The sequence below is a fragment of the Algoriphagus antarcticus genome (assembly GCF_002150685.1).
GTDB lineage: Bacteria > Bacteroidota > Bacteroidia > Cytophagales > Cyclobacteriaceae > Algoriphagus > Algoriphagus antarcticus.
The window spans coordinates 111,086-122,061 of the sequence record NZ_MSSW01000045.1 but is presented as its reverse complement, the minus strand read 5'-3'; the positions used below and the strand labels follow the sequence as shown (position 1 = coordinate 122,061).

The 10,976-nt window shown below is 43.1% G+C and carries 8 protein-coding genes; all 8 read right to left on the bottom strand.

Translation table 11 applies throughout. The features are described 5' to 3' along the window. Nucleotides 1–1,615, bottom strand: a 1,615-nt coding sequence (locus BVH04_RS15425) for a hypothetical protein (RefSeq protein ID WP_086542363.1), incomplete at its 3' end; no start/stop codon positions are given. Next, nucleotides 1,612–3,795, bottom strand: coding sequence for a hypothetical protein (locus BVH04_RS15420; protein ID WP_086542362.1), 2,184 nt, complete (start codon nt 3,793–3,795; stop codon nt 1,612–1,614). The genes BVH04_RS15420 and BVH04_RS15425, both read right to left, overlap by 4 nt. Beyond that, the gene (locus BVH04_RS15415; RefSeq protein WP_086542361.1) at nt 3,792–4,964 is read right to left on the bottom strand and encodes a BatA domain-containing protein; all 1,173 of its coding nucleotides are present in this window, start codon (nt 4,962–4,964) and stop codon (nt 3,792–3,794) included. The genes BVH04_RS15420 and BVH04_RS15415 overlap by 4 nt, the downstream gene beginning before the upstream one ends. Continuing rightward, nucleotides 4,964–5,833, bottom strand: a complete 870-nt coding sequence (locus BVH04_RS15410) for a DUF58 domain-containing protein (protein WP_086542360.1) — start codon at nt 5,831–5,833, stop codon at nt 4,964–4,966. The genes BVH04_RS15415 and BVH04_RS15410 overlap by 1 nt, the downstream gene beginning before the upstream one ends. Further along, nucleotides 5,820–6,818 carry an AAA family ATPase gene (locus BVH04_RS15405; protein WP_086542369.1) on the bottom strand — a complete coding sequence of 333 codons (999 nt, stop codon included), beginning with the start codon at nt 6,816–6,818 and terminating at the stop codon, nt 5,820–5,822. Before BVH04_RS15405 ends, BVH04_RS15410 begins: the two co-directional genes overlap by 14 nt. Before the next feature lie 2 nt (nt 6,819–6,820). Next, the gene (locus BVH04_RS15400; protein WP_086542359.1) at nt 6,821–7,438 is read right to left on the bottom strand and encodes a DUF4159 domain-containing protein; all 618 of its coding nucleotides are present in this window, start codon (nt 7,436–7,438) and stop codon (nt 6,821–6,823) included. 289 nt (nt 7,439–7,727) lie between these two features. Beyond that, the gene (locus BVH04_RS15395; RefSeq protein WP_086542358.1) at nt 7,728–9,044 is read right to left on the bottom strand and encodes a TldD/PmbA family protein; all 1,317 of its coding nucleotides are present in this window, start codon (nt 9,042–9,044) and stop codon (nt 7,728–7,730) included. Between the two features lie 16 nt (nt 9,045–9,060). Beyond that, the gene (locus tag BVH04_RS15390) at nt 9,061–10,704 is read right to left on the bottom strand and encodes a TldD/PmbA family protein (RefSeq protein WP_086542357.1); all 1,644 of its coding nucleotides are present in this window, start codon (nt 10,702–10,704) and stop codon (nt 9,061–9,063) included. Nucleotides 10,705–10,976 lie beyond the last annotated feature (272 nt).

The following is a 10,976-nucleotide window of genomic DNA, read 5'->3' as shown; positions in this document are numbered from 1 at the left end:
AGGTCTTAGGTTCCATCCAAATCATCGTCAACATCACCAAAAACAAGCCCATCCAAATCCAGTCTGAAACCTTCCTTTCCGTTGCGAAAACCTGGGAAAGGCTCACTTTACCCGAATGCTCAGTCAGGAAATCTGCTCTCAACTTGGCAGCTTTCAGACTAGGCCAATCATTAGCCGAGTATGTATAGATCTCTAAACTATCTCCAATCGAAACCCATCCTGAATGCAGGCTAACAAAACTTCCTGTTTTAGAAAATGGGTTTACAAGAGATTGCTGAAGAAAGACTGAATCAGATTCAATAGATACAAAGTCTTCTCGGAATTCCTGCTGATTGACTTGAAACTCCACTTTCATTCCACTGAAAATAGGCTGATTAAGGTGAGCGGCAGCTGATTCCTGCGGGAGCATTGCACCTAGGATTTTCTGCCAAATCGTTTGATAACGAAGACTGTCACCAGCTAATCTGATTGGGAAAGTCTTTCCTAAGAGACTTACACCCACCTTTGCATACCCAACTTGCTGGACTGCCAAGGCATTCTCGAATAGTAACTTTTGGGCAACCACGCTTTCAAACTCATATGGCTCGCCTTGCAAATCAACTTCAATCTCCCTACGATCTTCGCTAGTTGTCCGCTTAGTCTTGAAGCTAGTTCCAAGAGTTTCATTTATCACAGAGATGTCATTTCCAACTTCATTCAGGTTGATTACCAAAACTGAAGCTCCTTCTTCTAGTGCGTCTTGGATTGATTTTTTGGAAAGCTGAGCTGGATCAATTATCAGAAACTGAAGCGAGTCTGACTCTGAGCTTCCAGATAGAATACTAGCATTTTTTGAGATATCAATTTGCTCACTAACCGTTTCTCCTGAAGTGAGAAGATACTGACTCAAAAATCGTATTTCAGGATCTGGGAAAGCAAACTGCAGGCTGTATCGAATAGGCTTTGGGGTAGTCACAAAAAAGTTGACACTGCCATACAAGCTATCGTTCACCATCAAATCGAGCTCATTTCTCCCAATTACACTCGCAGGAAATTCAAGTTCGAAAGCGCCTGAATCTGGCAATAGCTCCGTTTCTGCAATTATTTCGCCTTGCTGAGAAAGAGAAATCCTCAGAGAATCCTGAGTGCCTATCCTTCCTTTTAAAACCTGTTTTTCACTATGACGAAGAATTCCTTTCCACTCCAGAAAAGAAATTGAACCAGGTTCAGGCTCAGAAATCCATTGAATATTCTTGTTTCCGATTTTCAACAATTCAACTCTGGAAAAGTCTGATCCAAGCAAATACACAGGATTACCTTCTCCCTTATATTTAGTGATATCACGAGCTTTTATCACATTCAGACTATCCTTCCAAAACCTAACTTTACTCTTTTCTGAACTCGACGAATAAAGTAAAATAGCTTGTTCAGGCTTCGTTGACTTCCATACTGGTTGAAAAACATACCCAATAAAGACGAGCGATAAAAGTGCGTTCAATACAATTCTAATTGCTTTTCTAGTCACTTTCAGATTCGACTTTTGAATCCAGAATAGCTGAAATCCCAATATAACTACAATGGCCGCAGCAAATAGCCAAGCCCATACCGAGGAAATCAAAGGTTCGAATTGAATCATTGCAATTTGCTCCAAAAGGCTTTTTCTAATTCTTTTTGTTTGAGAAAAGATGCGTTTACACCCTTACTTTGGGCTATCAAAGGATATAGTTTTTGAAACAATACCTTCTTCCCTTCTTCAGTGATTTTCCCAGCATTTAAGTCCTGAAGCTGTAGCAGGACTGACCAATCCTCCAACCCGGAATAATTCATACGAGCAGTCCAGAGTTCGCCGAATTTCTGCACAGTAGCTTTGTCCGTAGCCGAAAGTTGCGGCTTTGGGAGCATTCCCAGAACCTGTGCGGTAAGAGGTGACAGACGTTCAGCCAATGCTATCTGCTCTTTTTCAAGTTGGTTTTTCAAATCATCCAAATCACCCGTCAATCGCTTCTCCTCCTGCTTGAGCGGTGGGGGATCAAAACCCGTTCTCTTCACATATACCCTCGATTTTTGCTGGACAGTTTTCAGATATTCCAATGCTTTTTCCTCGTAAGGCAGTGCCTGATCTGGCTCAAAAAGTCTCAAATGCAGCTCAGATTGCCACATTTGTTCTAGCGCCAGCTTCAGCGTGCTTTTGGTGGATTCTTCGAAATAGGTATTGGTTTCCACATCCTCATGATTGTGCAGGTAGGAATCCAAAAGCCCCCCTAACCCACTATCATCTTCTGTACTATGGGTTTCAGGATGGGTTTCCTGTGGCAGAGTGGGCAACAGGACGTTAGCCGTAATTCCCGCTTCATTCTCTTCATCATGCCTGTGCTCGTAGCCTTCCAGCAGATTATCGCTATTCTCAGCATCGATCTGTCCTCCACCGGCACTTTCTTCAAACTCCTCACCCAAATATTGGCCGTAACGCAATCTTAGCATCTTTTGATCGTAACCTATTTCGTTGGAAGTGACATTAAACTCACGCTCAGTAAGGTTCTTTCTGTCTGCCAAAAGCTGTTGGGTATCAATGATGATTTGTCGCTGACTACGGAAGTAGTCTGGCATCACGTGAATAGCCATACCAATCAACTCCTCCTCAGTCATTCCTGTAGAATCTACATAATTGATGAAATAGGTGTCACTTCGTGAAAAATTAGGCTCGGGTGCTTTGTTGTCAATAGCTGCCCAATAGTAATAGAGTTCATCGCCCTGTTTAAAATCCAACGCATTCAAATCTAACTTTACACTCAACTCTTCAGACTTAAAATTTTGCCTGGGAACAGGAATTCTATTCTCCCGAAACTTTACATTTTCCCCAGATCCACGAGCCAAAGTAGCCACTAAAAATACTTCTCGAACTTTGAAGTCATCGGAAACTTTTGCTTTCACATTCATGATTTTAGGATCATTGGTGAAATGATACCTATACAATTCCTTATCTGCTGGCTGGATCACGGGAGCCAAATCCTGGACCGCTTCCAGTGGGAAATAATCTGAATCAAAAACAAGGGTACTGTTCTTTCTGCCGCGAAGCGCGTAAATCCCCGAACTTCGCACTCGATCACGAAGAACGAAGCGACCTTGCTGTCGTGTGAATTCCAATCCATCCCCGTTGGAATTGATCAATTCTAACTCAATATCCTGAGAATTCGAAAGTGAAATAATCCATTCTATATCAGAACCTTTTATAGCCTTTACCTCAAGTCCTGATTGGTTTACTTTTGGTAGGTCAGTATAGGATGGAGGAACGATATTTACCGCTGCTGAAATCATTTCAATTGGCAGATTAGCTACAGTAATTGCTTCTGATTTGTCATCCAGTTTAGCCTGAACGGTTGGTGATTTTTCCTCAGCAATACTTAGAAGAGACAGTCCATAAACTCCCAACACTATACCTAAGGAAATTAAGAAAGGTCCAATTCTCTTGTACCAAAGCTGAATATTCCCACCTTGGAAGCTTGCATTCACTCGTTCCCATTGCAGCTGTTCAGCTACATTTTTGGTGGGCTTATCAAGCAGTTCCAAGCTGAATTCCAAATCTGAAAATCGCTGATGCATTGCCTGAATGGCTTTAATTCGCTTACTCTGGAGCAAACCCAAAAAGTATCCAGCAGCCACAAAACCAGTTAAAGCAACCAAACTGAAAGCGAGTATAGAAGATGTGAAAATCTTCGAAAACACAGCTAATGCAAAGCCTGCAAGCACAGCTTTCAAGCCAGCTTGCACGTGCAATTGCATCTCGATTTTGGCGATATAGCGTTCGATCTTGCTCATATTCCTTGACGATTTGCTAAGTATCGCTCCACAGCCAGGCACAGTGCAAAAAGCCCTAATAACAGCAAATTGAGATTAGCCTTCTTGTTTTGCCCATTATGGTTTTCTACTAAAAATCTCCTCTCAAGTTGAGATTGACTTATCCGCACATCTAGTTTCTCAACTCCAGAAAACGCCAGAAAACGTTCTAAAATCACTTCCGGTAGCTTACCTGTCTGCACCAAATCAGAATGCTCGAAGTCCAATTGCTCGGAAAAGGAAACCAAATTGGATTGCTCCGAAAAAGAGAAATGATCTGAGATAAAGTAAAGTTTATCGGTACCATTTTTAGCTGGAAGCTGCTTATCAAAAATCAGTTTTGCTTCCTCAATTTGTTCCTTTTCCACGAAGTTAAACCCGTAAACATCCGTGATCGCTTCAAGTGATGCCTTAATGAATACGCTTTCTGAATCTGATATTTCACCCAAAAAGTAAGCGAAATGGTCTCTGTTCAAATCGACAGAAACTACCGCTTCTGTACCATCTGAGATAGAATCCAGCAAGCCTCTTTCATTCACTACAAGCTCTTTTCCTCCTTCTATTGAGATCAACTGATTCTGCGACTTTGCAAAGTCAGCACTTTCCAAAAAGAAATTTGGCTTGAGTGGACTCAGGTAAAACTCAGTTTTCAAGGCATTTTGAGAATTACTCAAATAAAGATTGAGCATCGTAGTATTGCTTGGACTTTTGTCAAGTGAAGCTTGAATATCACTAGGCTTTCCATCTGACTTTAAATCATCTAAGCTTTCAATTGACGTAAGATTTTCATCTGCCCAGTACACTTCTTCTCCCTTTTCGAAGGCTTGCTGAAGCTCAAACTTATACTCTTGTATGGTTTGCCTGTTTGGCTGAACCAAGTGGATAATTCGTTCCTCGGCGACCTTGCTGAGCTTAGAAATATAAACCTGACTTAGTAATAAGACCAGCAAGACAAGCAGTAGAATTCGGAGTAAAAGCACTAATACATTCTCTAGTCGCAAGCCTTTTGCAACTGAACTTTCCTGAGTAGTAAGCCAATGCATAGCCGCCCAATGGATCACCTGACCTTTTTTACCTTGCCAAAGATGAATCAAGATTGGAATGCTGATTCCCAGCAAACCCCAAAGCAATATGGGCTGAAGAAACTGCATCAGGATAAGGATCTTTCTGCGAGAAACTTACTGATTGCACTGGAAATAGAATCTGTCAAACGGACTTGAAACAAATGAACTTGAGGTAGAAGTAATGATTGTTTGAAATCTGATAAATAAGCCTTTATAGAATCATTATAGGTTTTTTCTATGGCCTTTCCATCTAAAATAATCGAGCGATCTGACTCCAAATCATGAAAATTGAAATTCCCCTTTAGATCAAATTTTTCTTCCTGTTTTCCCAATATCTGGAATAGCACAATCTCTTTCTTTGGATGTCTCATCTGCTCCACGATATCCAACCACTCGTTATCTTTTTGCAAAAAATCAGAAACCAGAATAATCAATTCCTTCTGCTTGCTTTTCAAAACCGGAAAATCCTGCTTCGCAACAGGCCAAGTGCCAGAAGCTTTTTCCTCCTGCAAATAATATAGAATACGTTGAAATGCCTTTGGTGATGCTGCGACCTTCTGCTCCACACTTCCATCCTGGCAGGTAAAATAGCTCAACGAATCTCCTTGCTGATGTGCTAGGTAAGAAAGCGATGCAATCAGGTTTTTAGCATAGTCTAAGCGCTTGATTCCATCTTCCTCATAGTTCATCGATCCTGACAGATCCAGCATCATACGGATATGCAAATGGCTTTCTGTTTGTGATTCTTTGATCATGTACTTCCCTGACCGTGAAAAGTACTTCCAATCAATGCGCTTAGGATCATCTCCGGGCTCATAATACCTGTACTGTTCAAACTCAGAACCCATGCCCACCCGTTTACCGAGGTGCACACCATTCTTGAGCTGTTCACTGATGATTTTAGCGGCCAGCTTCAAGTTGTTGAGTTTGATGATTTCCAGATTACTTGCTTGCATGGATTGGTAGCGCTTCGAGGATTTTGGTAATGACAGCGTCCGGCAGTATATTCTCAGCCTCAGCACGGAAATGCAAGGAAAGTCTATGTCTCAGCACTGGAAAAGCCAGCGTTTTGATATCCTCCGGCGTAACTGCATAGCGCCCTTTCACCAGAGCCCTGGCTTTGGCACAAAGAATCAATGCCTGTCCAGCACGTGTACCTGCTCCCCACTCTACGTAATCTATAACTGATTGAACTTCTGAATTACCAGGACGTGTAGCTCGAATCAACTTATTGATGTAAACGAGCAGATGTGAATCAATATGCACTTCCCTTGTAAGCTTTTGCAAGTTTTGAATATCCCGTCCAGTGAAGACCACCTCAGGCTTGCCATTATAAGTTCCAGTTGTCCTTTCCAAGACATTCAATTCCTCCTGCTCGGATGGATAACCTAATTTGATGTACAAAAGAAAGCGATCAAGCTGTGCTTCTGGCAACGGATAGGTGCCTGATTGTTCTATAGGATTTTGGGTAGCAATAATCAAAAAGGGAACTGGAAGCGGATGCTGCTGTCCACCGTAGGTCACTACTTTCTCCTGCATCGCTTCTAGCAAAGCAGCCTGAGTTTTCGGAGGAGTTCGATTGATCTCATCCGCCAAGACCATATTGGCGAAAATTGGCCCTCGGTTGAACTGGAAGAACTTCTTGCCTGTCTCATGGTCTTCTTCCAAAATCTCAGTACCTAAAATATCCCCAGGCATCAAATCTGGGGTAAATTGAATCCTTTTGAAATTCAAGTCCATTCCCTGAGAAAGGGAATTTACCATTAGTGTCTTTGCCAAGCCAGGCACACCTTCCAAAAGACAGTGGCCTCCTGCTAAAAGCGTAATGATGATTTCTTCGATCACAGATTCCTGACCGACGATGACTTTTGCTATCTCTTTTTTGAGCTGAGGGATTTTTCCCACCAGCTCTTTATATGCTGTTAAATCTGTGTTTTCCAAAATCATTGTGTTAATGCATAAACCACTATGTTGACTCCAAACTTGGTATTATCAACCTTTAAGAAGCGCTTGTTTCTAAAGTCATAATCCCATTCGCAGCCATAATCTTTATTGCTATAAAGAACTCCTATCCTGCCATTTACTGTAATTGCTTTCAAGTAATCATGAACAAGGTCATCTCCCCAGCCATTGAGCTCAAATGAGGTAGCTGGTGGGCCATCTTCAAATTCAAAGAAGGAGGAATATATTGGGTGGTTATTGGGAATTTTCTGGAGCGCATCTTCTCCAAAAGTCTTGGACATCTCGGCTTCAAAAGATTTTGCGAAAAGCCCATCGATGTCATGATTGCAATCATCGGCAAATACGAAGCCTCCGTTTTCTACATAAGTCTTGAAGTTCTGCCGCTCTTCGGAGGAGAACTCCACCAACTTATGTCCGCTGATATAACAAAAGGGACTTTTGAAAATCTCCATGCTGCTCAGCTCTACTATTTTCTCCTTCTCATCCACTGGAATGGTGGTGTACTCTACCAGAGAGTTGAGCAAGTTGATCGGCATACGCTGATCTGTATCCCAATTGCCCGAATTGTATTTTATTCTGGTAAAAAAGAAGGCTTGCATTGTAGTTTTCAGTTAGCAGTTAGCAGTCGCAGTATTCAGTAGGCAGTCCCAGTAGGCAGTCCCAGTAAACAGTGAGCAGTAAACACTGACAAGATGGAAGTCCCATTAGGCAGCGGGCGGAGATTTCCATAGTGCAGAAAACAAGAGTGGAGATCGAAGATAATCTCATTCAGTAAACACACTCCCTCAAGTCTACTACTGATACTGCTCACTGCCCCACTGATTACTGCTCACTGACTCCGATAGCTGTCAGGGACTGCCCACTGAATACTGCCCACTGAATACTGAATTAAACGGCGTCAGATAAACTGGTGAAGGTAAAGTCCCGGATTTTCATCGCAGGTATCAAATCACCACCTACTCGCTGCTGCTGTCCAAGTGCTTCGATATTGTTCAGCATGATGATTGGACTTTCGTTGAAACGGAAATTCTTCACAGGGAATTTGATCTGGCCATTTTCTATGAAGAAAGTACCGTCACGAGTCAAGCCTGTGAAGAGCAAGGTTTGAGGGTCTACCGCTCTGATATACCAGAATCGAGTAACAAGAACCCCCCTTTTAGTGTTTTTCACCATGTCGGCGATCGACTGATTCCCTCCTTCAATTATTATCCCGCTAGGTCTTCCTGTAGGCTGTACGCCTTGCTTCTCCGCCCAGTAGCGAGAATAGAACATGTTTGTCACAGCTCCATTTTCAACCCACTTCATAGGTTTCTGAGGATATCCTTCTTCATCCCATGGTGAACCCGGGATCTGCGGACTTAATGGATCGGAGTAGATGTTGACACGCTCATCAAATAGCTTTTCACCCAGGCGAGTTCCTCCACCTTTTTTACTAAGGAAACTCCTGCCCTCGTCAGCGCTTCTTGCATCAAGACTTCTGGTCAATAATCCCATCAAATCTCCGGCTGCTGTCGGCTCAAGAATTACTGTGTATTTGCCGGGCTCTATCGCTTGGGCATTTTGTGATGCTTGTGCTTTCTGCATGGCAATGCTTGTGACATCTTTGGAGTTCAAGAGATTCACGTCATTGAAGTCCCGGATGGCATAGCCTGATCCTGTTCCATCCTCCGTTCTCACGGTGATGGAGAAATCCACTGAGGTTCTTTTATTGTAGCCAAAAAGGCCTTTGCTGTTCCCCTGAGCCACAAAACCCGAGAAGTCCTCTAGGTAACCTGCCGAAACAAGATTCTTCTCACTGCTTGGCCCAATACTGTCAGCTGCGATTTGTGCGCGCTTGTCTGGATCGATTTGATCGGTAGAGCTCACGAAAGTCTTGCTTTCCACATATTCTTGTGGGCCTAGCATTGGCATATATTCAGGATTCTCCGGTGCCAACTGTGCGATTTCTTCAGCTCTGGCCACAGCCTTTTTGAGAGATTCGTCGTCAAGTTCGTTAATCGTGGATGAGCCTGATTTTTTACCATAGACTGAGGTGATACTCAATCCTATTTCGTTAGTCTCTCCGCTGGTGCTCACCGAGTTTCTTGCATAGCGGATATTTCCGGTTCTTCCACCCGATACCGTCACTTCAGTCTCATCAGCTTTAGCGTAAGAAAGTACTTTATCTATAATTTGCTTTGCTTGTTCTTTAGTCAAAATGGCCATAATTCTTGAATTGAGGTTAAATATTTCTTCCCGTATTGATCACATTCACACCGTCGAAACGGGTGGTAGAACTACCATGTGAAACTGCTGAGGACTGCGAAGGCTGCCCTTTTCCATCAAAGAAAGAGCCGAAGAATCGATAGTCATCTTTATCACAAATCTGGGAACAAGAATTCCAGAATTCCTGAGTATTGGACTGGTAAGCCACATCCTCAAGCATACCTACGATTTCGCCATTCTTGATTTCGTAGAATAACTGACCTCCAAACTGGAAGTTGTAACGCTGCTGATCTATGGAGTAAGATCCACGACCTAGGATGTAGATTCCTTTTTCCACATTCTTGATCATCTCCGCAGGATCCAATTTCTCCGTACCTGGGCGCAAAGAAACATTCGGCATGCGCTGGAATTGTACAGAACTCCAGTTATCCGCGAAGCAGCAACCATGAGATTCTTTCTCTCCCAAAATGGCCACTTGATCGCGAATAGCCTGATAGTTCACCAGCACGCCGTTTTTGATCAGATCCCATTCTTTGGTCTTTACGCCTTCATCATCATATCCAGTATTTCCCAGGGAAAAAGGCTGAGTCTTGTCAGCGACGATGTTTACTTTATCAGAACCGTATTTGAAATCACCGGATTTCCACTTGTCCAAAGTCGCGAAGCTAGTTCCGGCATAATTCGCCTCATAACCGAGCACACGATCCAACTCAAGCGGGTGCCCTACAGATTCGTGAATAGTCAATCCCAGGTGATCAGGGTCCAGTACCAAATCGTATTTGCCAGGAACCACTGATTTGGCAGAGATTTTCTCCTGCGCATGCTTGGATGCGTTAGTGGCATCTTCTACAATGTCGTAGGTGTTTTTGTAACTGTTGAAACCAGCCGGGTTCATGATTTTGTCGGCAGCAAGGCCATCCATGTATTCGTATCCCATTCCCATTGGAGCGCTGAGCGCCTGTCTGGTCCGGAATCCTCCCGACTCCTTGTTTATCGCAGTTACGGTGAACGTAGGCCAGATTCTGTGAATATCCTGATCGATGTATGAGCCATCTGTAGAAGCAAAGTACTTCTGCTCATTGATCATAAACAGCGCGGAATTGACAAAAGCAGCTCCATTGTCTATAGCGGCATTATTTGCATTCAGCAAAAGATCTATTTTCTCCTTTACCGGAATTTCCAAAGCATCCTTCTTGATCGGGGTATTCCAAGTCACTTCTCCGTGACCTGGTTCTGGAGCAAGCTCAACAGGCTCTTTCTGAAGTTTGGAATTCGCCTTCGCGATGGCAACGGCTGTTTCAGCACATTGCTTAATCCCCTCTGGTGAAACATCGGACGTGGACGAGAAGCCCCAAGTACCATTAGCAATTACCCGGATTCCAACTCCAAAAGTCTCTCCATTGGAGATGTTCTGGACGTTTTTGTCGCGGGTAAATACATTTTGCCTTAAGTATCTTCCGATTCTGACATCGGTATACGTGGCACCCATTGACCTTGCCGAATTTAAGGCGATGTCAGCAAGCACTTTTTTGGCGGCGGCATCAATCCCTGGCACGAGCAATTGCTCTGCTGAGACTGGATTCCCCATCATGATAAGTCCGGAAGTAGCTAGGGCACCGAGCCCCATTCCGGAAAGGTGGATAAAATCTCTTCTTTTCAATTGACCTCCTGGTTAAAGTTTATGGATTTATACTCCTAATTAAATTCTCTCGTAAGTTGTTTAAAAATAGGTTTATCTCACTTGGAAGAGAATGAATAATACAGGCGTGGTAAAATGTCGGTTTATGCGCAGGTGATTATTTTATGGAATTACGCGCCTTTATTAACCTGAGGTAGATTTAAAAGCGAAAAAGTATTTCAAAATGAAATCATATTTTTTTGACTTCAATTTAAAAAGAGCGGGGTATCAGCGTAATCCATCTTGTATTCACG

Coding starts and splice junctions, on each gene's coding strand:
- BVH04_RS15420 (WP_086542362.1), bottom strand. CDS start 3,795: ATGAGCAAGATCGAACGCTATATCGCCAAAATCGAGATGCAATTGCAC.
- BVH04_RS15415 (WP_086542361.1), bottom strand. CDS start 4,964: ATGCAGTTTCTTCAGCCCATATTGCTTTGGGGTTTGCTGGGAATCAGC.
- BVH04_RS15410 (WP_086542360.1), bottom strand. CDS start 5,833: ATGCAAGCAAGTAATCTGGAAATCATCAAACTCAACAACTTGAAGCTG.
- BVH04_RS15400 (WP_086542359.1), bottom strand. CDS start 7,438: ATGCAAGCCTTCTTTTTTACCAGAATAAAATACAATTCGGGCAATTGG.
- BVH04_RS15395 (WP_086542358.1), bottom strand. CDS start 9,044: ATGGCCATTTTGACTAAAGAACAAGCAAAGCAAATTATAGATAAAGTA.